Below are 21,591 nucleotides of genomic sequence, written 5' to 3' on the forward strand. Positions count from 1 at the left end.
GCCATGGCCTCTATGGATTGATCCCGATAAATACTGTCCCGCGTCAGTCATCCAGATCCTTGGGCGGTGCTGCCGGTTTGCCGGCCTTGGCACCTTTCGCACCTTTCACCGGTTTGGCTTCCGGCGCCGCCGGTGGCGTGGGCGCGACAGCGGCCTTCTCCGAGGCCGGCAACGCATCCACGGCACTGAACACGTCCTTGAGCGCAATCGGCCCATCGTGTTCGAGGATCTTCTGCTCGCCATCCTTGCCCACCAGGATCACCGTCGACTTGCCCTCCGGCGTGACCCCCAGCTTGAGCCCGCGAATCAGCGCCATGGTGCTCGGCTGTTCCATCCATTTGCCCGCACGCTTGCCAACGGTCTGGGCCACTTCGTAGAGCACCAGTTGACGCTCGTCGATTTCCTTCTTGTTGGCCGGATCATCGATCGCCTTCTTCAGGCTGACCAATGTGGGATCCGCCGTACTCGGCGCAATCACGATCAACGGGCGGCTTTTCCCCAGATCCTGGGCCAGCGGAGACGCCTCATCGGCCGCCCAGACGGGACTTGCAGCAACGACGGACAGCACAGCAAGGGTCAAAGACCGGATGAACATACACACCTCCTTCGGATATTCATGGGGTAATGATTGCGCATCGTAGGAAAAGGTCCACACGCAACGCAGTTATTTTTCAAAATTCAAGTAACTTAATCTTTCCTCCTGCAAGACATCGAACAGCGCCTGGGCCGCCGCCGACAGCTCATGGCCGGGTTTGGTCAGCACCCCGATGGCCCGTTCGACCACCGGATCACACAAGGTGATGCAGCGCGCACCCAGCTCGCGCATCTGTCCGACACACAACGCCGGCACCGCACTCACCCCCAGTCCGCTGGCGACCATCCGCCCCACCGTGGCCAGTTGATGGCTCTCGAATTCCACCGGCAAGCTCATGTCCCGCGCCCGCAGATGCTCTTCCAGCATCACCCGCACCGTGGACGGGCGCTGCAAGGTAATGAAGGGTTGCGTGAGCAAGGTCGGCCAATCGATCTGTGCCTGATCGACCCAGGGCGAATCCGCCGGCACCACGGCGACGAAACGGTCGATATACAGCGGCGTGAAGGCCAGCGACGAGCCTTGCTGCGGTTCGAAGGCCACGCCCAGTTCCACCTGGCCGTCACGCACCATCTCCAGGACCTGCTCGTTGATCACGTCGTTGACCGTGACATTGACCTGGGGATAGCGTGCACGAAAGGTCTTGAGGATCGGTGGTAGCAGGTTACCGGCGAATGACGGCATCGCGGCCAGGGTCACGCGACCGCGCTGCAAGGTGAAACGCTGACGCAGTTCGTCCTCGGCATTGTCCCAATCAGCGATCAGGCGCCGGGCCAGGGGCACCAGGACCTCACCTTCCGGGGTCAGCGCGACGTTGCGCGTGTTGCGGCTGAACAGCCGACCGCCCAGGCCTTCTTCAAGGGCCTTGATCGTCAGGCTCAGGGCCGATTGCGACAAATACAGACGCTCGCCCGCCACGGCAAAGCTCAGGCTCTGGGCAACGGCAAGAAAGGCCCTAAGCTGTTTAACGGTCATGAACAAGGTCTCTACTGAAGAAAAGGGCATTCTTGAGCTTTATCAATCAATCGACCCTAAAAATCAACTTAACAAATATATCTCCCGGAGCAACACTCACCTCCAACGGCGAGTCCGACAAACAACAAGAGGATGGTGCATATGGCAGGTTTCGATAAACGCGTGTCTTCCTATGAAGAAGCCCTGGCCGGGCTCGAGGATGGCATGACGGTCCTGAGTGGCGGCTTCGGCCTGTGCGGTATCCCCGAGAACCTGATCGCCGAGATCAAGCGCAAGGGCACCCGCGACCTGACCGTGGTCTCCAACAACTGCGGCGTTGACGGTTTCGGCCTCGGCGTACTGCTGGAAGACCGGCAGATCCGCAAGGTGGTCGCCTCCTATGTTGGCGAAAACGCCCTCTTCGAAAAACAGCTGCTCAGCGGTGAAATCGAGGTGGTGCTGACCCCGCAAGGCACCCTGGCCGAGAAAATGCGCGCCGGCGGCGCCGGTATCCCGGCCTTCTTCACCGCCACCGGGGTCGGCACCCCGGTCGCCGACGGCAAGGAAACCCGTGAGTTCAACGGCCGTCCGTACCTGATGGAAGAGTCCATCACCGGTGATTTCGCCATCGTCAAAGGCTGGAAAGCCGACCACTTCGGCAACGTCATCTACCGCCACACCGCCCAGAACTTCAACCCGCTGGCCGCCACCGCCGGCAAGATCACCGTGGTCGAAGTCGAGGAAATCGTCGAACCCGGCGAGCTGGACCCGGCGCAGATCCACACCCCTGGCATCTACGTCGACCGGGTCATCTGCGGCACGTTCGAGAAACGCATCGAACAGCGCACCGTGCGCAAGTGACCACCAGCCTATCCCTCGACTAACGGAGAACAAGAACATGGCACTTTCCCGCGAACAAATGGCCCAGCGCGTGGCCCGCGAAATGCAGGACGGCTACTACGTGAACCTGGGCATCGGTATTCCGACCCTGGTCGCCAACTACATCCCCGCCGGCATGGAAGTCATGCTGCAATCGGAAAACGGCCTGCTCGGCATGGGCGCCTTTCCTACCGATGACGAAGTCGATGCCGACATGATCAACGCTGGCAAACAGACAGTTACCGCCCGTATCGGCGCGTCGATCTTTTCCTCCGCCGAGTCCTTCGCGATGATTCGCGGCGGCCATATCGACCTCACCGTGCTCGGCGCCTTTGAAGTCGACGTAGAGGGCAACATTGCCTCCTGGATGATCCCCGGCAAATTGGTCAAGGGCATGGGCGGCGCCATGGACCTGGTGGCCGGCGCGGATAACATCATCGTCACCATGACCCATGCGTCCAAGGATGGCGAGTCGAAACTGCTGTCACGTTGCAGCCTGCCGCTGACCGGCGCGCGCTGTATCAAGCGTGTGTTGACCGACCTGGCCTACCTGGAAATCGAAAACGGCGCGTTCATTCTCAAGGAGCGCGCGCCTGGCGTCAGCGTCGAAGAGATTGTCAGCAAGACCGCGGGTAAACTGATCGTTCCCGACCACGTGCCTGAAATGCAGTTTTCCTGATGAGGAATGAAGCGATGCAAGATGTAGTGATTGTGGCCGCCACTCGCACGGCGGTAGGCAGTTTCCAGGGTTCGCTGGCGAACATCTCCGCCGTGGACCTGGGCGCCGCGGTGATCCGTCAGTTGCTGGCACAGACCGGCCTGGACGGCGCGCAGGTTGATGAAGTGATCATGGGCCAGGTGCTCACCGCCGGTGCCGGGCAGAACCCCGCGCGCCAGGCCGCGATCAAGGCCGGCCTGCCCCACGCGGTACCGGCCATGACCCTGAACAAGGTCTGCGGCTCGGGCCTCAAGGCCCTGCACCTGGCGACCCAGGCGATTCGCTGCGGCGATGCCGAGGTGATCATCGCCGGTGGCCAGGAGAACATGAGCCTGTCCAACTACGTGATGCCTGGCGCCCGTACCGGCCTGCGCATGGGCCACGCCCAGATCGTCGACACCATGATCAGCGACGGCCTGTGGGATGCGTTCAACGATTACCACATGGGCATCACCGCCGAGAACCTGGCGACCAAGTACGCTATCAGCCGTGAAGCGCAGGATGCTTTCGCCGCCGCGTCCCAGCAGAAAGCCGTCGCGGCGATTGAAGCCGGGCGTTTCGTCGATGAGATCACCCCGATCCTGATTCCCCAGCGCAAGGGCGACCCGCTGGCCTTCGCCACCGATGAGCAACCACGCGCCGGGACCACCGCCGAGTCGCTGGGCAAGCTCAAGCCGGCGTTCAAGAAAGACGGCACGGTCACCGCCGGTAACGCCTCGTCGCTGAACGACGGTGCCGCCGCGGTGATCCTGATGAGTGCCGCCAAGGCCAAGGCCCTTGGCCTGCCGGTGCTGGCGAAGATCGCCGCCTATGCCAACGCGGGTGTTGACCCGGCAATCATGGGTATCGGTCCGGTCAGTGCCACCCGTCGTTGCCTGGACAAGGCCGGCTGGTCCCTTGACCAGTTGGACCTGATCGAAGCCAACGAAGCCTTTGCCGCCCAGGCGTTGTCGGTGGGCAAGGAGCTGGGTTGGGACGCGGCCAAGGTCAACGTCAATGGCGGTGCGATTGCCCTGGGTCACCCGATTGGTGCTTCGGGTTGCCGGGTGCTGGTGACGCTGTTGCATGAAATGCTCAAGCGCGATGCGAAAAAAGGCCTGGCGACCTTGTGCATCGGTGGCGGGCAAGGCGTGGCGCTGGCGATCGAGCGCTAGTTCCCGACGGGCCTCGACAGGGCGAACAATACCCGCCCTACGACGGGCCCCGATCCTGTAGATACCGGCTTGCTGGTGATCCAGGCGACGCGGTTTGGCAGGACACCGCGTCGATAGCATCGCCAGCAAGCTGGCTCCCACAGTAGCCTGCGTCAAACACAAAATTTGCGTATGACAACAATCCTGTGGGAGCTGACTTGCCAGCGATGAGGCCAGCAAGTCTTGCATAGATGTCCGACCGCCATCGCCGGCAAGCCGGCTCCTACAGGTCGGCGTACGCTGTTGCTGTGCTATCGCCTACAGGTTTCATGGCGTTATCCGGCACGGCCAGGTAACGATCCTGCTGCTATCCTCGATCTCTACCCCGTAGAAATCGAGCCCACCTGCATGATCCTTATCCTGCTCCCCCACTCCGACTACGACCCCACCGAAAGCAGCGTGCCCTGGCAGGCCATGCGCCGGGCCGGGATCGAGGTGCGCTTTGCCACCCCGCTGGGTGCCCCGGCCTACGCCGATCCGCGTCTGGTGGAGCATGGCTTCGGCCTGCTGAATCCCATGCTGATGACCCGCGACAGCGATCTGCAAAGCTACAACACGATGATCGCTGACGAGTCTTTCCGTCAGCCGCTGGCCTACGCCGATGTCGACCCCGTGCAGTTCGAAGGGCTGTTCGTGCCGGGCGGACATGCCGAGGGCATGCGCAGCCTGCTGGAGTCGGATGTGGCCCAGCGCATCGTCCTGCACTTCTTCAAAACCGGAAAACCGGTCGCTTCGGTGTGCCATGGCCCGTTGCTGCTGGCCCGTACCCTCGACCCCGACAGCGGCCGCTCGGTGCTCCACGGACGCAAGGTCACCGCATTGCTGTCCACCACCATGGAACTGGCCGCCTGGCTGATCACCGCACCGTGGCTCGGGCGTTACTACCGAACCTATCCGCAAACCGTCGAGTCCGAGATCAAGGCCGCGCTGGCCAGTCCAAAAGACTTTTCCCAGGGCCCACCGGCGCTGCTACGCGATTCCGCCGCCAAGCCGGGCCGCGGCTTCGTGGTGCGTGACGGCAACCTGCTGACCGCGCGCTGGCCGGGAGATTGCCATCGTCTATCTGCTGAATGGATCAAGCTGCTAAGACCCGCGCAGGCCGCGTAGGAGCGCCAACCGGCTGGGCCACACGGCCTGCCGCCGTGAAGCAAAGCTGAAGGCCAGGGCGCGGCCAGTGACGACGTTGTCCGAGGTGGTGTTGTTAATGCTGTACTGGACAGCGGAATGCCGGCCTGGCTGATGCGTTTGAGCGCTGCTTTGGGCCGCCAGGAACACTGCGCTAGCCCTCGAAAACACCTCAAAACCTGTGGGAGCCGGCTTGCCGGCGATAGCGATGTCACGTTCATCACCGCCATCGCTGGCAAGCCAGCGCCTACAGGTAAGGTGTTCCAGCGCAGAATATCGTCAACCCCAGACACCGGCATACAGCTCTGAGAAACCCGATCTCAGTGGGTCTTCGCCACCCAGGCATTGAACCGCTGCTCCAGCTCTTCGCCATGATCGACCCAGAAGCCATTGTCCATCGGCATTGCCTGGGCCAGGTTATCCGGCGCGGTATTCAGCCGGGCCGCCAATGCTGGGGCGAGCAACGGCTGGATCTTCAGGTTGGTCGAGCCGTAGCCGAGTTTCTCCGTATGCAACTTCTGGTTCTCCGGCTGCAGGGAAAAACCGATAAACCGCTCCGCCAGCGCCTTGTTCGGACTGCCCTTGGGAATCGCCCAGGCATCAATCGCATAAATGCTGCCATTCCATACCAGCTTCACGTTCGCCCCCGACTCCTGGGCCGAGAACACCCGACCGTTGAACGCCGTGCTCATCACCACATCGCCGCTGGCGAGGAACTGCATCGGCTGGGCGCCCGCCTCCCACCACTGCAGACTGCCCTTGATCTGGTCCAGCTTGCGGAACGCCCGGTCCACCCCGGCCGGCGTGGCCAGTACCTTGTAGACATCGGCCAGCGGCACGCCGTCCGCCATCAGGGCGATTTCCAGGGTGTACTTGGCCCCCTTGCGCAGGCTGCGTTTGCCCGGGTACTTGTTGACGTCCCAGAAATCGCCCCAACCAGTGGGCGCCACACTCAACTTGTCAGCGTTGTAGGCCATGGCCATGGACCAGACCAGCAACCCCGCGCCACACTCGGACAAGGTTCCCGGAACAAAGTCCGCCGGTTTGCCGATGGCACTCATGTCCAGGTGTTCGAACAGCCCTTCCTCACAGCCACGAATCAATTCCGGCCCCTCAACCTGCACCACATCCCAGTTGACGCTGTGGGTATCGACCATCGCCTTGATCCGCCCCATTTCGCCGTTGTACTCCCCCGCCACCACCTTGCTGCCGGAGGCCTTCTCGAACGGTTTGTAGAACGCTTGCGTTTGCACATCCTTGCTCACGCCGCCAAAGGAAATCACGGTGATCTCGCTGGCCATGGCGGTCGACGCCACCAGGGTCAGGGCCAGTGCGCCGATTGCTTTGTTCTTCATGTCTACCTCTAGGATTATTGGTTTTGGCAGAGTGGGCTTTCGTAGCGTTGTTGAAGCATGCCTTGCAGGGCGTGCGATGGGGACTTTGCCCCGTTGGCCTGGCTGCTCGGGCCAGTCGCACGGTCGAACGCTGTTGCTTCAGGTGCGGTAGTCGCGTGGATCGCCGGCAATCAAGCGCAAGGCCGAGGCCCAGGCCAGCTTCGGATGATCCTCGTCCAGCTCGTTGTCGGACTGCTGCGCGGTCAACTCGCAGACCGCCGGGGACGGGAAGCGCAGTTGCCGTCCGCCGGCCATCGCCTGGACCTGGGCCTGACAGGCACGCTCAAGGAAATAGATCTGGTTGAACGCCTCGGCCACCGAACGCCCCACCGCCAGCAAGCCGTGGTTCCGAAGAATCATCGCGTTGTGACAACCCAGGTCACGAACCAGCCGCGCACGCTCATCGGGGTTCAGGGCAATGCCTTCATAGTCGTGGTAGGCCAGGCGCCGATAGAACTTCAGCGCATGTTGGCTGATGGGCAACAGCCCCTCTTCCTGGGCCGCTACCGCGATACCCGCCGAAGTGTGGGTGTGCACCACGCAGGCAACATCGGTGCGAGCGGCATGGATCGCCGAGTGGATGATAAAGCCCGCGCGGTTGACGTTGTGCTCGCCCGGCCGCGCATCCACCACCGCACCGTCATGGTCGATCTTGACCAGGTCCGAAGCGCACATTTCATGGAACAGCACGCCATAGCGATTGATCAGGAAGTGCCCCTCTTCGCCGGGGACCCGCAGCGAGATATGGGTGTCGATCAGGTCGGTCATGCGAAAGTGCGCGATCAGTCGGTAGAGCGCGGCCAGCTCGCAACGGGCCTCCCACTCATCGGTGGAAATCCGGTTGCGATCAATCGGCAAGTGGCTGTCGTACATAGGGCATCCTGGTTCGTGGTATGTTTTGGCCAACAACAGTGATCGGCGATGAACCGATCTTGCAGCACCGGTCTACCGGCGACCATGCACAGAACAGGCGACGTGCACGCAGCACTGTGATGGTCTTTTTACCAGTACACCTGCCGCTCACCCCCTGCCTGGATGAACGTTCCCATGATGTTCCTCGACCCCGGATCGCAGGCCCCGCTGGTCAGCCAGATCGTCACCGGCATCAGCCAGGCGATCAAGGATCAGCGCCTGCGCCCCGGCAGCAAGCTGCCGTCGATCCGCAAGTTCTCGCAAACCCACAAGGTCAGTCACTTCACCGCCGTCGAGGCCTACGACCGGCTGGTCGCCCTGGGCTATCTGACACCGGTGCGCAATGCCGGTTTTTATGTGCGCGACCTCGCGGGCGCGCTCAGCAGCGAACCCCAGCCACCGCTGGCCGACGACGACAACGAGTTCGATTTCGACGCCTATCTGCTGTTGCAAAAGGTCTTCCAGGGCATGGACATGGACCTGCGTCCGGGCATCGGCCTGCTACCCGAATCCTGGTCCGACCGCGACGGCCTGCAACGCAGTCTGCGAGCCTTGGCCCGCAGTGAACCGGACGGTTTCTGCGGCTACGGCAACGCCAAGGGCAACCCGAAACTGCGCGCCCGCCTTGCAGAAAAGCTCGCCGATACACGGATCGCCGCCCATCCGGAACAGATCCTGCTCACCAGCGGTGGCAGTCACGCCCTGGACCTGATGGTGCGCTACCTGGTGCAACGCGGCGACACGGTGCTGGTGGACGAGCCGGGTTATCACAACCTGTTTCTCAACCTGCGCTTGCAGGGCGCGCGGTTGATCGGTGTGCCGCGAACCCGCGACGGTATCGACCTGCTGGCCCTGGAGGCGCTGCTGCAACTGCACAAGCCCAAGGTGTTCTTCACCAACACCCGCCTGCAATGCCCGACGGGTACCAGCCTGTCCCTGGCCGTGGCCCATCGCCTGTTGCAACTGGCGGAGAAACACGACTTCCTGATTGTCGAAAACGATATCTACGCCGACCTCGACCCCAGCGGCCAGCAGGCCCTGGCCGGCATGGACCAGCTGTCGCGGGTGGTCTATATCGGCAGTTTTTCCAAGACCATAGCGCCGGCCTTGCGGGTCGGGTTTATTGCCGCCCATGCGGAACTGATCGAAGAGCTGGTGCCACTCAAGCTGGTCAGTGGCCTGACCTCATCGCAAGTGGCCGAGGAACTGGTATTGGATGTGCTGCTGCAAGGCCGGCATCGCAAGCACGTCAAGCAGTTGCAGGAGCAGTTGGCCCAGGCGCACGAATCGGTGGCCCGGCGGCTGGAAGGCGTGGGTATGGAGCTCTTTGCCGAACCCCGCGCCGGCCTGTTTCTCTGGGCGCGACACCCGGCGCGGGAGGACTCGACGACACTGGCGATGCAGGCCCGGGAAGAACGCATCCTGCTCGCACCGGGCCAGTTGTTCATGCCCGATGCGCGAGTGGTGCCCTGGTTGCGCTTCAACGTGGCGCACTCGGAGGATGAGCGGATCTATCGGTTTCTCGAACGCGGCACAACGGCCCACGCCTGACCCTCGTGGGAGCTGGCTTGCCGGCGATAGCGTCCTTACGGGCCCCATCGCCAGCAAGCTGGCTCCCACAGGATGCTGACAAGCCTTCCTTGGGTGGCAGCCTCAGTCCAGCTTGAAGGCCTCATCCAGCGGAATGCGATAACCGTTGGCCAGGCGATTGGTTTCGTTGGCCATGCCGACCACCGCCTGCAACTCGCCGAACATCTCGTCGCTCATGCCCGCCTTGCGCGCGGCGGCGGTGTGGGAGGCGATGCAGTACGGGCAGTTATTGGTGACGCTGACCGCGACGTAGATCAGTTCCTTGGTCAGCGGGTCCAGCGCACCGGGGGCCATGATCTCCTTGAGGCTCTCCCAGGTCCGGCGCAAGGTCGGCGGATGCGCGGCCAGGCATTTCCAGAAGTTGTTGACCTGCTCGACCTTACGGGTGTGCATGATGTCGTCGTAGACGGCGCGAACTTCCGGGTTGGCGTCTTCGTATTCGGTCAGATGCTGGGACGGCATGAACGGCTCCTCGGGTTGATGAACGGCGATGATGGAAGCAAAGGTTATAGCTGAATCCGTCAGCGCTGTGCTTATCCCTGTGACCCACGCAAACGAAAACTCCCAGGGCTCTCTCCCGTCCACTGCTTGAACGCGCGATGGAAGGCGCTGGGCTCGCGAAAGCCGACTTCCTGGGCGATATCGGCAATGCTCATGCTGGTGCTGCGCAGCCGCTCGAAGGCGATGGCCCGACGCACCTCGTCCTTGATTTCCTGATAGGAAAAGCCCTCGCGCTGCAACGCCCGGCGCAGGCTGGCCTGGTGGATATCGAACTCCAGCGCCAGTTGCTCCAGGGTCGGCCAATGGTCATAGCCACAGGCACGCAAACGCTGGTGGACCCGGGCGCTGAAACCCTCGCGATTACGGAAGCGGATAAACACCGACTGCGGCGCATCCCGCAGAAAGGTGTAGAGCGACTTGCGGTCCTGCAACACCGGCAAGCGCAGGTATTCGCGCTCGAATTCGATCTCGGTCACCGTCGCGTTGAATTCCACATAGGCGCCCCACAGCAGGTGTTCATCACCATGGGCCGGACGGGCATGGGCGAAACGGGCACGGCTGATGGGAATACGTCGCCCGGCCAGCCAGCACATCAAGCCGACGATCAGGATCAGGAAGGTTTCGGTGATCACCGCTTGCAGATAAGGGTCCGCGGTCTCGGTACGCATCACCACGACCACCCGCTTGCCACGAACCTGCACCTGGGCATCGATATCGCGCAGGAACAGCGCGAAATATTCCAGCGACAGGCCCAGGGCCTTGCCCACGGTCGGCGCCTGGATCAGCCCCCGGCAGATCAGGGCAAAGCTGCCAATGGGCATGCCATGGGAGTCGAAACCGAAGAACTCGTCACCCAGCTCGCGAATCACCGTCAACCAGAGTTGCGCCAGCAGCTTCGGCGCGACCCGCTCGCCCAGTTCATCCAGGGATCGCTCGGCAAAGCCCGCCGCCTGCAACAGCTCGGCAATGCGCTGCGGCCGGTCGCGAAAGCGCACCAGCAAGGCCTTGATGAAATAGGACGACACCGAATGTTTTTCTTTCATGAATCCCAAGCTGCGTATGGCAAAAAATCACAGGTTTACTGAGCAGTTTCGGCATAGGCCGAGTGGATGGCCACGTCCTAGACTTGCAGTACAGGAGGCACTGCCTGCATCCCTACAAGGATCAAGCAGGCTGATCCCCACAATAATCAGGACTGCTCCCATGTCAAAGCCCGAAGTGTATATCGTCAGCGCCGCCCGTACTGCCATTGGTACTTTCGGCGGCGCGCTGAAAGACGTTCCCTTGAGCGAACTGGCCACCACCGCCGTCAAGGCTGCCCTGCAACGCAGCGACGTGGACCCGGCGCGGGTCGGCCATGTGGTGATGGGCAACGTGATCCCCACCGACACCCAGGACGCCTACCTGTCCCGGGTCGCAGCCATCAATGCCGGCATTCCCAAGGAAACCCCGGCCTACAACGTCAACCGCCTCTGCGGTTCGGGCTTGCAGGCGATTGTCTCGGCGGCACAGACCCTGTTGCTCGGCGACGCTGACATCGCCATTGGTGCCGGCGCCGAATCCATGAGCCGCGGCCCCTACCTGCTGCCCTCGGCCCGTTGGGGCGCGCGCATGGGTAATGTCCAGGCCATCGACTACATGCTGGGTATTCTCCATGACCCGTTCCACGGCATCCATATGGGCATCACCGCCGAGAACATCGCCGAGCGCAATGGCATCACCCGGCAGATGCAGGACGCTCTCGCCCTGGAAGAACAACAGCGCGCCAGCCGCGCTATCGAGGAAGGCCGTTTCACTTCGCAGATCGTCCCGGTGGAGGTCCGCAGCCGCAAGGGCCCGCAACTGTTCAGCGTCGACGAGCACCCACGGGCCACCTCGCTGGAACAGCTTGGACAAATGCGCACCGCCTTCAAGAAGGACGGTACCGTCACCGCCGGCAACGCTTCGGGCCTGAATGACGGCGCCGCCGCCCTGCTACTGGCCACCGGTGCGGCGTTGCAGAGCGACGGCCTGAAACCCCTGGCCCGCCTGGTGGCCTACGCCCATGCCGGGCTCGAACCGGAATTGATGGGCCTGGGTCCGATCCCGGCCACGCGCCTGGCGCTCAAGCGCGCCGGCCTGACGGTGGCCGATCTGGACGTGATCGAAGCCAACGTTGCCTTCGCCGCCCAGGCCTGCGCCGTCAGCCAGGAGCTGGACTTCGATCCGGCCAAGGTCAACCCCAACGGCTCCGGCATTGCCCTGGGCCACCCGGTGGGCGCCACCGGCGCGATCATCGCCACCAAGCTGATTCACGAACTGCATCGCACCGGCGGCCGCTACGGCCTGGCAACCATGTGCATCGGCGGCGGGCAAGGCATCGCCGTTATCTTCGAACGGGTTTAAGGACAACAGAACATGAGCATTCAACGTATCGCCGTGATTGGCGCCGGCATCATGGGCAACGGAATTGCCCAGGTCTGTGCGGTGGCGGGCCTTGACGTGTCGCTGATCGACGTCTCGCAGCAGGCGCTGGACAAAGGCCTGGCGACCCTGACCGGCAACCTCGACCGGCAAGTGCGCAAAGCGGTGCTTTCAGACGACGACAAGCAGGCCGCCCTCGGCCGCATCAGCCTGAGCACCGACTACGCCGTGCTGGCCCAGGCCGAACTGGTGATCGAGGCGGCGACGGAAAACCTCGAACTGAAAAAGCGCATTCTCAAACAGGTCGCCGAAGTGGCCAGCGCCGAGTGCATTATCGCCACCAACACCTCGTCGCTGTCGATCACCGAACTGGCCGCCGCCATCGACAAGCCCGGACGTTTTATCGGCCTGCACTTCTTCAACCCGGTGCCGATGATGGGCCTGCTGGAAGTCATCCGTGGCCTGCAGACCAGCGATGCCAGCCATGCCCAGGCCATGGCCCTGGCCGAGCGGATCGGCAAGACCGCGGTCACCGCCCGCAACCGCCCGGGCTTCGTGGTCAACCGCATCCTCTGCCCGATGATCAACGAAGCCATCTTCGTACTCCAGGAGGACCTGGCCAGCGCCGAGGATATCGACGCCGGCATGCAGTTGGGCTGCAACCAGCCGATCGGCCCGCTGGCCCTGGCCGACCTGATCGGCCTGGACACCCTGCTGGCGATCATGGAAAGCCTGCACTCGGGCTTCGACGAACCCAAGTACCGGCCGGCGCAGTTGCTCAAGGAAATGGTGGCCGCCGGTTATCTGGGCCGTAAAAGCGGTCGCGGCTTCCATACCTACGAGCGCTGATCGCCATGCCCCGCAGCGCCCTCGCCGCCGTGCCTGAAGCCGAGCTTCAGGCCAGGACCTCGCGCCATCTGCAAACCCGCGAAAAGGCCGTGGCGCTGTTTGCTCGGCGCGGGTTCGCCCAAGTCGGCCTGCGCGAACTGGCCGGGCACCTGGGCATCCAGGCGGGCTCGATCTACAACCATATCGAGAGCAAGCAGGCCTTGCTCTTCGAACTGATCGAGAGCCTGCATCTGGAGCTGTTGGGGATTGTCACGCAGCCAGTGCGTAGCGCACGGTCGGCGGAGAAGCGCCTGAACGAGCTGATCGCCGCGCACCTGGACCTGCATCGTGCCAAGGGGGATTTCTTCCGGGTCGCCGAGCATGAGTTCCATTGCCTGGAAGCGGCGCAGCAGGCGGCAATTCTGGTCCTGCGCAGGCGTTATGAAACTCATCTGGTCAAGTTGCTGGGCCCCTTGGGCCTGTCAACCGACACCACCCTGGCCCTGACCACCGTGCGCACCTTTCTCTGCCTGCTGAACAACCTGCCGGCCTGGACCGAGGAAGCCGGGCTGGATGCGGCAGCTTACCAGGCGTTGATGCACAATATCGCGCTGGGGGCAGTCAAGGGCGCGCTGAGCAAACCGCCTTTGTAGGAGCCAGCTTGCTGGCGATGAGGCCGCTAAGACTTGCATCGACTATTCGGCCGCCATCGCCAGCAAGCTGGCTCCTACAGGGGTTGTGGTGTTCTCAAGACCGGGGCGTTACAGGCAGGTGGCCACCGCTGCCAGCCTTCTCGCGCCAATCGGCTTGCTGTTGGTGGCGTAGTAGTCGACCACGGTGTTCGTACCTTCGTGACGGACATCGGCAAAAAACTCCGAACCCCGGGTATAGACAGTCGAGCCACCCTTGTAGCCGGGCTGCAGATAGGCCGCTGCGTCCACGCCGAATACCGCCTCTTCCTGCCAGGAGAACTGGATGCACTCGGCAACGACATTCTCGGCCTTGCTCGACGTGAAGCTCTTGGTCGGCCCGGTGGTGCGGGTCTGGTTCATGGCCGGCCCCATGCAGCCCGCCAATGCCACTACCGCCAATGCCCCGATTAACATCCGCATGACCGTTCCCCGCCGAAAAAAAGAAGCGACTTTAGCATTGTGACGGCTCAATACGAATCACTACTCGTGCAAGGCAGTCGTTCAGGCCTCCTCGAGAATCAGATCAGCCCCCTTCTCCGCCACCATCAGCACCGCCGCGTGGGTATTGCCCGAAGTCACATTGGGGAAGATCGACGCATCGACAATCCGCAACCCCTTCATCCCATGCACCTTCAGGCGCTTGTCGACCACCGACACCTGCGGGTCCGCCCCCATCGCGCAAGAACCGCACAGGTGATAGATCGAGCCGCTGTTCTCGCGGAAATACTCCAGCATCGCCGCGTCGTCGTTCACTGCCTTGCCCGGCAACACTTCATCGACAGTAATCGCCCGCAACGCCGGCGCCTGCATGATTTTGCGAATCAGCCGACTGCCCTGCAACACTTCGTCGATGTCCTTCTCGGTGCTCAGGTAGTTCGGGTCGATCAGCGCCGCATCCGCCGGATTCTTCGAGGCGATCCGCACGCTGCCGCGACTGGTCGGCCGGCACGGATTGAAGCACAGCAGGAAGCCCGAATACGGCTCCGGCTTGAGGCTCGCCTTGTTGTTCTTCGGAATCTGGTACGACAAGGGGTTGAAGTACATCTGCAGGTTCGGATGCGCCTGCTCTTCATTGCCACGGAAGAACCCGCCGGCCTGGTTGACGCTCATGGCCAGCGCGCCCTTGCGGGTCAGCAGGTATTGCAGGCCCAGCTTGAGCTGGCCGAACAGCGAGCTCAGCTCATCGTTCAAGGTCGGGATATTGGCCTTGTAGTAGTAGCTCACGCACAGGTGGTCCTGCAGGTTCTGCCCCACCGCGGGCAGGTGCTTGACCACCGGCACCCGATGCTCGCTCAACAGTGTCTGGTCGCCGACCCCGGACAGTTGCAGGATCTTCGGCGTGTCCACCGCACCGGCACACAGGATCACTTCCTTATTGGCCTTGAACGAACGCGCCACGCCGTGCTGGCTGATGGAAATGCCGATGGCCCGCAGGTCGTTGTCGAACAATACCCGGTCCACCAGCGCATGGTGCTCCACGGTGAGGTTCGGTCGGCTCAGGGCCGGATGCAGGTGGGCGAAGCTGCTGGAGCTGCGCTGGCCGTTGCGGGTGTTGACGTCATAGATCCCCGCGCCTTCGAACTTCGGTCCGTTGAAGTCGTCGCTGCGCTGATAACCCAGCTGCTCACAGCCGTCGAGAAACACATCGCAGATCGGGTGCGTATGCCCCTGCATCGGCGTGATGCTGATCGGCCCGCTACCGCCGTGATACTCGGTATCGCCCAGCGGGTGATTTTCCAGTTTGCGGAAATACGGCAGCACGTCCTTGAACGCCCAGCCGTCATTGCCGTTGGCCGCCCAGTCATCGAAATCATGGGCCTGGCCACGCACGTAGACCATGGCGTTGATCGAGCCCGAACCGCCCTGGACCTTGCCCCTGGGTGCATAGATTTCCCGGTTATGCAGTTGCTTCTGCGGCTGGCTGTAGTACATCCAGTTGAAGGTCGGGTTGTAATACATCTTGGCGAAACCGACCGGGATCTTGAACCAGAACGAGGCGTCCTTGCCGCCCGCTTCCAGCAACAGGACCGTGTATTTCCCCGAAGCCGACAAGCGGTTGGCGAGGATGCAACCGGCGGCGCCCGCGCCGGCGATGATGTAGTCGTATGTCATGCAGGTTACCGCTGATTCGTTGAAAACGCCGCCCTGTCCCAGGACGGCAGGATGGCTCAGCCCCTGGCCGGCGACGTGTCTTTCACATCGGCGGGGGTCGGCGCCATTTGCAGGTGCAGCCGCTGGCCGGTGTAGGGCGTGTGCTTGCGCACCACGTCCATGTTCAGCTCAACCCCCAGGCCCGGCTCGGTCGACGGGATGATGTAGCCGTCCTCCCATTGCAGCGGCTTGGTCAGCACTTCGGCGTGGAAACCGCCCCAGGTCATGATGCTTTCCTGGATCAGGAAGTTCGGCGTGCAGGTCGCCAGCTGGAAACTGGCCGCCGCGCCGATCGGGCCGTTGTACAGGTGCGGGGCGATCTGCGCGTAGTAGGCCTCGGCCATGCTGGCGATCTTCTTGGCTTCCAGCAGGCCGCCACAGCGCGCCACGTTCATCTGCAGGATCGACGCACCGCCGGCCTGCAACAGCTTGAAGAACTCGTACTTGGTGGTCAGCCGCTCGCCAGTGGCAATCGGGATCGTGGTCTTGGCCGCCACTTGCGCCATGGCCTCTTCCTGGCCTGGCGGTACCGGCTCTTCGAACCACAGCGGGTCGTACTTCTCCAGGCGCTTGGCCAGGCGAATCGCCGACGACGGCACCATCTGCCCGTGGGTGCCGAACAGCAGGTCGCACTTGTCGCCCACCGCTTCGCGGATCTTGCGGCAGAAGGTTTCGCAGCGTTCCAGCACTTCCAGGGAAATCTGGTGACCGGAATAGGCGGTGTAAGGCCCGGCCGGGTCGAACTTCACGGCGGTGAAGCCCAGCTTCATGTTCTCCACCGCGCATTCGGCGGCCAGGTCCGGGTCATCGTAGTCGTACTCGCCACGGCTATTGACCGGGTACAGGTAGGTGTAGGAGCGCAAACGCTCGTTGACCTTGCCGCCCAGCAGTTCATAGACCGGTTTGTTTGCCGCCTTGCCGATGATGTCCCAACAGGCCATCTCCAGGCCGCTGACCACGCCCATCATGGTCAGGTCCGGCCGCTGGGTGAAGCCGCTGGAATAGGCCTGGCGGAAGAAGCGCTCGATGTGGTGCGGGTCCTGGTCCTGCAGATAGCGCTCGAACACGTCTTCGATGATCGGCACCATGGCCTTGGGGCCGAAGGTAGCGGCATAGATCTCGCCGACACCTTCGATGCCGCAGTCGGTCTTGAGCTTGACGAACAGCCAGTACATGCCACCGATATGCGGCGGCGGTACGGCGACGATATGGGTTTCCAGGGAGACAATTTTCATATCAGGCACCTGCCTTTTTATTGACCAACGCACGCAGCGCCAGGGCCGCCAGGGTTCCAAGCCCGCCGATAAAGGCGATGTAACCGAAATAGAGCTGGTAACCGAGGGCGCCAGGGAAGTTTTCCGTGAGATAACCGTTGATCAACGGGATAAAGGTGTCCGGCAGGTAGCCGACCACCGAGACAATGCCAATGGCCAGGCCCGTGATCCGCAGCGGGATCTTGCAGGTGTCGAGGATCGCCCAGTACAAGCCGCGAATGGCGTAGGTCATCAGGCCGATAAAGATCACCGTGGCCACCAGCAGGCCGATACTGCCCAGCGCCGGGAAGACGATCAGCCCGAGGATGCCGAGGGTCGCCAGCAGCAACGCGACGATCAGCACTGAAACATTGGAGAACTTGTCGCCCAGATAGCCGCCACCGAGGCCACCGATAGGCCGCATCCACAATTTGATGGTGGTGATGGTGCCAGCCATGACCGCGGTCATGCCGCTGCCTTGCAGGTAGTCGGAGAAGCTGTAGGTGGCCCAGAAGATGTGGTAACCGCAGAACACGATGGCCGTCACCAGCCACAACTCGGGGATCTTCACCAGGAAGGTCAGGTCGCCGAGCAGATTGTGCGCGGCCTTCTCTTCCTGGGTTTCAATGGCCGCCACGGACTTGGGGTCCTTGAGCGACACCAGCACGCAACCGATGGCGATACAGGTAAAGGAGTACAGGTAGACCACCTGCTTGAAGCCTTCGGCCGCCGACTCGCCGCGGGTCTCGGTGGCATAGGCGAACAGCCCCAGCGCCACGGTGGCGAGCATCGCCTCCACCAGACCGCGACCGCCGTCGAGGATGCCGAAGAAACGCCCTTGCTCGGACGGCTCGGCGATCATCTTGACCCGCTTGAGCACCGAGGCCCAGAAGGTCAGGCCGGTGGTCAGGCCCCAGCAACCGAAGATGATCATCAGGCCGCTCATGGAAGGCGCGGTGGAATACCAGATCCCCAGCAGGCCGGTGGCGACCAGCGAGAAGAAGATCAGGAAGCGCGGTGCCAGGCGATCCGCCAGCCAGCCGCTGGGCAGGTAGCTGAGCAGGAAGATAGTCCCGAGCATCGAGTACAGGTAACCCAGCTCGCTGTGATTGATATGAAACACCGCGAGCATGGTGGTCTGGTAGACCTGACGCAGGTAGAGGATCGGATAGATCGCACCGGCGGCCAGCACCAGCAACATCAGTTGGAAATAACGGCTGCCCTTGTCGCTTTGCGCGGACGTGGCGGCGGCGTGAACCTGAACAGCAGCAGGCTTGGACATGTACTGGGACCTCGGGCGATCCGGCAGTGCACGGTCGCCCTTCTCTATCGATTGTTGTTATTGGAATAGCGTGTCGCGTAAAGCCTGTCTCAGTACTTCATGACCACCAGTCGGGTCTGGGTGAACTCGAGCATGCCATGCTTGCCGTCATCGCCGCCCAGGCCGGAACGTTTCCAGCCGGCGTGGAAACCCTGGTAGGGATCGGCCGGGGTGCGGTTGACGTAGAGCTCGCCGGACTCGATGGCATTCGCCACTTTCATCGCGGTGCGGTAGTTCTCGGTATAGAGCACCGACGACAGGCCGAACTGATGATCGTTGGCCATGGCCAGCGCCTCGTCGATATCACGGTACTTGAGCACCGGCAGGACCGGGCCGAAGATTTCTTCCTGGACGATTTCCATATCCTGGCGGCAGCCGCTGAGCAGGGTCGGCGGGTAGAAATGCCCCGCGCCTTCGGGGATCACACCACCGGTTTCCAGCACCGCGCCGGCGGCCACGGCACGCTCGACCATGGCGTGGATATTGCGCCGTGAGCTGGCATTGACCAGCGGCCCCATCAGGCTGGCGTCCGCGGCACGGTCGCCAAACCGTACCGCGCTGATTTTCTCTTTCAGCAGCGCGAGGAAACGGTCGTGCACGCTTTCGTGGACATAGACCCGCTCCACCGCCGTGCACAGCTGGCCACAGTGGGTGGTCTTGGAGGCGACGATGGCGCTGGCGGCCTGTTCCAGGTCGGCATCGGCCTCGATGATCGCCGGGGTCTTGCCGCCCAGCTCCAGGGAGGGCTTGGCGATATTGGCCTTGCAGTAGTCAAGCACGATGCGCCCGGCGTTGACGCTGCCGGTCAGGGTGATCAGGCCGACAGCCTTGTGGGTGCAGACGCTGGCGGCGGTGTCATGGTCCATGGTGAGAATATTCACCACCCCGGCGGGCAGGCTGGATTGCTGCACGGCCCGGGCGATTTCAAATGCCGAGATCGGCGTGTTGTTGCTCGGACGCACCACCACGGTATTACCGGCGATCAGCGCCGGGGCAATCTTGCGCAGCAGGGTGTAGACCGGGTAGTTGAACGGAATCAGACAAGCAACGACGCCGATCGGCTCACGCTGCAGAAACAGGTTTTCATCCGGGGTATCGCTGGGAATGATCTCGCCTTCGATGCGCCGCGCCCATTCGGCGTGGTAGCGGGTGATCTGCGCGGCATAACGGGCTTCGTTGCTGGCGTCGGCGACGCTCTTGCCAGACTCCGCCGCCAGGGCCTGGCCGATGTCTTCGGCGCAGGCTTCCAGGGCGCTGGCAAAGCTGCGCAGATGCTCGGCGCGTTCGATGCTGGTGAGTTTTCCCCAGCGTTTCTGGGCGGCGGCGGCGGCCTCGACGGCCTCGACCGCTTCGCCGGAGGTGGCGGCCGGCACGTGGTCGATCAAGGCTTCGGTGGCCGGGTTGTAGACCGCGATCCGGGCTGTACCGGCGGGTTCGACGAACTGGCCGTTAACAAAATTGCGCTGGGTGGACATGTACTGGTTCTCGTACTTTTCTTATCTGAGAGCCAGCAGTCTTGTCATCCGGCGCGGGATGAACAAACGATTAATTCAAGCGGTAAACATTCAAAAAATGCAGGTTACCGCCAGACAGCACCTCGACCTGTGGAAGCCGGCTTGCTGGCGATGAACGATAACGCGGGGTAACTGATGCACCGCGGCGCCTGCATCGCCAGCAAGCCGGCGCCTACAAGGTCCGTGTACACCTTCAGATAACGGGCATCGGCGCCGCCGTCGACGGTTCAAGATGCCGTCGTGCCAGCTCCAGTTCTTCCTGCAACCACTGGCTGAAAATCTGCAACTGAGGGATCTGCGTCTGTTGCTGCCGCGTCACCAGCCAGTAGGACTGGTGGCCATCCACATGCACGTTGAGCACCTGGGTCAACTGCCCGCAGGCCAGTTCGCCGGCCACCATGTGCCAGTCGGCGATGGTGATGCCCAAACCGTCGATAGCCGCACGAATCGCCAGGTCCAGCAGGTCGAATTCATAGCCGCTCAAGGTATCGACGCCGCTGATCCGCGCCGCGTCCAGCCAGTGTTTCCAGGTCAGGTAGCGCTGGTCCTCCTTGGCCAGCACATGTAGCAGGGTCAGGCGATTCAGGTCGATCTCTTCCTGCCCGCTCAACTCGCGGGCATACAGGCTCGGCGAGCAGACGGCGATATGCCGCTCGTGCATCAGCAACGAGCTGTCCAGGCCATCCCATTCGCCATCGCCGAAACGGATCGCGCAGTCCAGGGTGCTGGTCTCGGCCAGGCTGTCCTGCAGACGCGTGGTGATGCTCAGCTCCAGCCCCGGATGCTGCTGGCGCAGGCGCCCCAGCCGCGGCAGCAGCCAGCGGCTGGTAAAAGTCGGCGGCGCATTGATGCGCAGGCGGTTGGCGTGGTTCTTCTCCTGGATGCCGCGCACGGTCATCTCGATCTTGTCGAAGGACTGATGCAGCGCGCGCAGCAACACCCGCCCGGCACTGGTCAATTCGAGATGGTGATGACGGCGCTCCAGCAGGCTTTCGCCCAGTTGCTCCTCGAGCTGACGCACCTGGCGGCTGACGGCGCTCTGGGTCACGTTCAGCAGCTCGGCGGCGCGGGTAAAGCTGCCGGTGCTGCCAGCCACTTCGAAGGCTTTGAGCGCATTGAGCGCGGGCATTTTGCGTTTCAAGAAAAGACACTCACCAAGGGTCGGACAGCCACAAGCATCGCATGGGGCCGGGGTGGGTAACATTCCTTTTTGTCTATCGTCCTACAAAAAACACCACCTCCCCGCCAGCAATCCTGTAGGAGCGAGCTTGCTCGCGATGAGCCCGAAGGCGCCGCGATATAGCCAATACCCCGCGTCATCGTTGACGACCATCGCGAGCAAGCTCGCTCCTACAGGTTGATCGGTTCAAGGTCGCTTTTGCAAGAAAACTGTCGCCGATAGATAAATAGCACGAGTATTTCGCACACGCCCCATGAGTATTCAGCACTGGTTCTTTTCAACTTATAAACGCTACCCTGCCCTACAACTTTAAATAGAAAGTTTCCACGCACTTACATTGGGCGCCATTCCCACTTTCGCCCCACTGTGTTGCACCCCTCCCAACAACTTA

General features: G+C 62.5%; 20 protein-coding genes. 8 read left to right on the forward strand and 12 right to left on the reverse strand.

Annotation, left to right across the window (positions count from 1 at the left end; translation table 11 throughout):
• Positions 1 to 43: 43 nt before the first annotated feature.
• The gene (locus AC07T0_RS15245) at positions 44 to 595 is read right to left on the reverse strand and encodes a DUF4174 domain-containing protein (protein WP_495001971.1); all 552 of its coding nucleotides are present in this window, start codon (positions 593 to 595) and stop codon (positions 44 to 46) included.
• Positions 596 to 664: 69 nt separating this feature from the next.
• Positions 665 to 1,567, reverse strand: coding sequence for a LysR family transcriptional regulator (locus AC07T0_RS15250; RefSeq protein WP_495001972.1), 903 nt, complete (start codon positions 1,565 to 1,567; stop codon positions 665 to 667).
• Between the two features lie 141 nt (positions 1,568 to 1,708).
• Here AC07T0_RS15250 and AC07T0_RS15255 point away from each other — a divergent pair, with 141 nt between their 5' ends.
• The 4 genes from AC07T0_RS15255 to AC07T0_RS15270 all read left to right on the forward strand — a co-directional run bounded on the left by AC07T0_RS15255 (position 1,709) and on the right by AC07T0_RS15270 (position 5,443).
• On the forward strand, positions 1,709 to 2,407 hold the full coding sequence (locus AC07T0_RS15255; protein WP_121139145.1) for a CoA transferase subunit A: 699 nt from the start codon (positions 1,709 to 1,711) through the stop codon (positions 2,405 to 2,407).
• 37 nt (positions 2,408 to 2,444) lie between these two features.
• Positions 2,445 to 3,104, forward strand: coding sequence for a CoA transferase subunit B (locus AC07T0_RS15260; protein WP_100943506.1), 660 nt, complete (start codon positions 2,445 to 2,447; stop codon positions 3,102 to 3,104).
• 14 nt (positions 3,105 to 3,118) lie between these two features.
• Entirely contained in the window at positions 3,119 to 4,297 is a 1,179-nt protein-coding gene (locus AC07T0_RS15265; protein WP_495001973.1) for an acetyl-CoA C-acetyltransferase, read from the forward strand.
• A gap of 387 nt (positions 4,298 to 4,684) precedes the next feature.
• Positions 4,685 to 5,443 (forward strand): DJ-1/PfpI family protein, encoded by a 759-nt coding sequence (locus tag AC07T0_RS15270; RefSeq protein WP_495001974.1) that lies wholly within the window; start codon positions 4,685 to 4,687, stop codon positions 5,441 to 5,443.
• Positions 5,444 to 5,781: 338 nt separating this feature from the next.
• On the opposite strand, the gene AC07T0_RS15275 is transcribed toward AC07T0_RS15270, so the two are convergent.
• Positions 5,782 to 6,816: an ABC transporter substrate-binding protein gene (locus AC07T0_RS15275; RefSeq protein WP_495001975.1), complete on the reverse strand. Its 1,035-nt coding sequence runs from the start codon at positions 6,814 to 6,816 to the stop codon at positions 5,782 to 5,784.
• Between the two features lie 138 nt (positions 6,817 to 6,954).
• Positions 6,955 to 7,728 carry a class II aldolase/adducin family protein gene (locus AC07T0_RS15280; RefSeq protein WP_495001976.1) on the reverse strand — a complete coding sequence of 258 codons (774 nt, stop codon included), beginning with the start codon at positions 7,726 to 7,728 and terminating at the stop codon, positions 6,955 to 6,957.
• A gap of 174 nt (positions 7,729 to 7,902) precedes the next feature.
• On the opposite strand from AC07T0_RS15280, the gene AC07T0_RS15285 reads away from it, so the two are divergent.
• Positions 7,903 to 9,318, forward strand: a complete 1,416-nt coding sequence (locus AC07T0_RS15285; RefSeq protein ID WP_495001977.1) for an aminotransferase-like domain-containing protein — start codon at positions 7,903 to 7,905, stop codon at positions 9,316 to 9,318.
• Positions 9,319 to 9,420: 102 nt separating this feature from the next.
• Here the strand turns inward: AC07T0_RS15285 and AC07T0_RS15290 are convergent, their stop codons facing one another.
• Positions 9,421 to 9,819 (reverse strand): carboxymuconolactone decarboxylase family protein, encoded by a 399-nt coding sequence (locus AC07T0_RS15290; RefSeq protein ID WP_495001978.1) that lies wholly within the window; start codon positions 9,817 to 9,819, stop codon positions 9,421 to 9,423.
• Positions 9,820 to 9,890: 71 nt separating this feature from the next.
• On the reverse strand, positions 9,891 to 10,901 hold the full coding sequence (locus AC07T0_RS15295; protein WP_495001979.1) for an AraC family transcriptional regulator: 1,011 nt from the start codon (positions 10,899 to 10,901) through the stop codon (positions 9,891 to 9,893).
• 160 nt (positions 10,902 to 11,061) lie between these two features.
• Here AC07T0_RS15295 and AC07T0_RS15300 point away from each other — a divergent pair, with 160 nt between their 5' ends.
• Genes AC07T0_RS15300 through AC07T0_RS15310 form a run of 3 tightly spaced genes read left to right on the forward strand, consistent with a single transcriptional unit; the run spans position 11,062 to position 13,742 of the window.
• The gene (locus tag AC07T0_RS15300; protein WP_495001980.1) at positions 11,062 to 12,243 is read left to right on the forward strand and encodes an acetyl-CoA C-acyltransferase family protein; all 1,182 of its coding nucleotides are present in this window, start codon (positions 11,062 to 11,064) and stop codon (positions 12,241 to 12,243) included.
• 12 nt (positions 12,244 to 12,255) lie between these two features.
• Positions 12,256 to 13,110, forward strand: a complete 855-nt coding sequence (locus AC07T0_RS15305) for a 3-hydroxybutyryl-CoA dehydrogenase (protein WP_495001981.1) — start codon at positions 12,256 to 12,258, stop codon at positions 13,108 to 13,110.
• A gap of 5 nt (positions 13,111 to 13,115) precedes the next feature.
• Complete coding sequence (locus AC07T0_RS15310) at positions 13,116 to 13,742, forward strand: TetR/AcrR family transcriptional regulator (protein ID WP_495001982.1); 627 nt, start codon at positions 13,116 to 13,118, stop codon at positions 13,740 to 13,742.
• Between the two features lie 108 nt (positions 13,743 to 13,850).
• Here the strand turns inward: AC07T0_RS15310 and AC07T0_RS15315 are convergent, their stop codons facing one another.
• The 6 genes from AC07T0_RS15315 to AC07T0_RS15340 form a co-directional block, all read right to left on the reverse strand.
• Positions 13,851 to 14,201 carry a hypothetical protein gene (locus AC07T0_RS15315; RefSeq protein WP_495001983.1) on the reverse strand — a complete coding sequence of 117 codons (351 nt, stop codon included), beginning with the start codon at positions 14,199 to 14,201 and terminating at the stop codon, positions 13,851 to 13,853.
• Positions 14,202 to 14,282: 81 nt separating this feature from the next.
• Complete coding sequence (locus tag AC07T0_RS15320) at positions 14,283 to 15,893, reverse strand: GMC family oxidoreductase (protein WP_495001984.1); 1,611 nt, start codon at positions 15,891 to 15,893, stop codon at positions 14,283 to 14,285.
• Positions 15,894 to 15,949: 56 nt separating this feature from the next.
• Positions 15,950 to 17,167: a mandelate racemase/muconate lactonizing enzyme family protein gene (locus AC07T0_RS15325; protein ID WP_495001985.1), complete on the reverse strand. Its 1,218-nt coding sequence runs from the start codon at positions 17,165 to 17,167 to the stop codon at positions 15,950 to 15,952.
• 1 nt (position 17,168) lies between these two features.
• The gene (locus AC07T0_RS15330) at positions 17,169 to 18,467 is read right to left on the reverse strand and encodes an MFS transporter (protein ID WP_495001986.1); all 1,299 of its coding nucleotides are present in this window, start codon (positions 18,465 to 18,467) and stop codon (positions 17,169 to 17,171) included.
• Positions 18,468 to 18,556: 89 nt separating this feature from the next.
• Positions 18,557 to 19,981: an aldehyde dehydrogenase gene (gene aldA / locus AC07T0_RS15335; protein WP_495001987.1), complete on the reverse strand. Its 1,425-nt coding sequence runs from the start codon at positions 19,979 to 19,981 to the stop codon at positions 18,557 to 18,559.
• A 232-nt stretch (positions 19,982 to 20,213) separates the two neighbouring features.
• Positions 20,214 to 21,161, reverse strand: coding sequence for a LysR substrate-binding domain-containing protein (locus tag AC07T0_RS15340; RefSeq protein ID WP_495001988.1), 948 nt, complete (start codon positions 21,159 to 21,161; stop codon positions 20,214 to 20,216).
• Positions 21,162 to 21,591: the final 430 nt, after the last annotated feature.

The sequence above is a fragment of the Pseudomonas sp. GW821-FHT04D07 genome (assembly GCF_059420225.1).

Excerpts from the sequence above, each read along its gene's own strand:
- AC07T0_RS15295 (WP_495001979.1), bottom strand. The coding sequence starts at position 10,901 with ATGAAAGAAAAACATTCGGTGTCGTCCTATTTCATCAAGGCCTTGCTG.
- AC07T0_RS15250 (WP_495001972.1), bottom strand. The coding sequence starts at position 1,567 with ATGACCGTTAAACAGCTTAGGGCCTTTCTTGCCGTTGCCCAGAGCCTG.
- AC07T0_RS15310 (WP_495001982.1), top strand. The coding sequence starts at position 13,116 with ATGCCCCGCAGCGCCCTCGCCGCCGTGCCTGAAGCCGAGCTTCAGGCC.
- AC07T0_RS15285 (WP_495001977.1), top strand. The coding sequence starts at position 7,903 with ATGATGTTCCTCGACCCCGGATCGCAGGCCCCGCTGGTCAGCCAGATC.
- AC07T0_RS15300 (WP_495001980.1), top strand. The coding sequence starts at position 11,062 with ATGTCAAAGCCCGAAGTGTATATCGTCAGCGCCGCCCGTACTGCCATT.
- AC07T0_RS15260 (WP_100943506.1), top strand. The coding sequence starts at position 2,445 with ATGGCACTTTCCCGCGAACAAATGGCCCAGCGCGTGGCCCGCGAAATG.
- AC07T0_RS15255 (WP_121139145.1), top strand. The coding sequence starts at position 1,709 with ATGGCAGGTTTCGATAAACGCGTGTCTTCCTATGAAGAAGCCCTGGCC.
- AC07T0_RS15290 (WP_495001978.1), bottom strand. The coding sequence starts at position 9,819 with ATGCCGTCCCAGCATCTGACCGAATACGAAGACGCCAACCCGGAAGTT.
- AC07T0_RS15330 (WP_495001986.1), bottom strand. The coding sequence starts at position 18,467 with ATGTCCAAGCCTGCTGCTGTTCAGGTTCACGCCGCCGCCACGTCCGCG.
- AC07T0_RS15245 (WP_495001971.1), bottom strand. The coding sequence starts at position 595 with ATGTTCATCCGGTCTTTGACCCTTGCTGTGCTGTCCGTCGTTGCTGCA.
- AC07T0_RS15270 (WP_495001974.1), top strand. The coding sequence starts at position 4,685 with ATGATCCTTATCCTGCTCCCCCACTCCGACTACGACCCCACCGAAAGC.
- AC07T0_RS15305 (WP_495001981.1), top strand. The coding sequence starts at position 12,256 with ATGAGCATTCAACGTATCGCCGTGATTGGCGCCGGCATCATGGGCAAC.
- AC07T0_RS15275 (WP_495001975.1), bottom strand. The coding sequence starts at position 6,816 with ATGAAGAACAAAGCAATCGGCGCACTGGCCCTGACCCTGGTGGCGTCG.
- AC07T0_RS15320 (WP_495001984.1), bottom strand. The coding sequence starts at position 15,893 with ATGACATACGACTACATCATCGCCGGCGCGGGCGCCGCCGGTTGCATC.
- AC07T0_RS15280 (WP_495001976.1), bottom strand. The coding sequence starts at position 7,728 with ATGTACGACAGCCACTTGCCGATTGATCGCAACCGGATTTCCACCGAT.
- aldA (WP_495001987.1), bottom strand. The coding sequence starts at position 19,981 with ATGTCCACCCAGCGCAATTTTGTTAACGGCCAGTTCGTCGAACCCGCC.
- AC07T0_RS15315 (WP_495001983.1), bottom strand. The coding sequence starts at position 14,201 with ATGCGGATGTTAATCGGGGCATTGGCGGTAGTGGCATTGGCGGGCTGC.
- AC07T0_RS15265 (WP_495001973.1), top strand. The coding sequence starts at position 3,119 with ATGCAAGATGTAGTGATTGTGGCCGCCACTCGCACGGCGGTAGGCAGT.
- AC07T0_RS15325 (WP_495001985.1), bottom strand. The coding sequence starts at position 17,167 with ATGAAAATTGTCTCCCTGGAAACCCATATCGTCGCCGTACCGCCGCCG.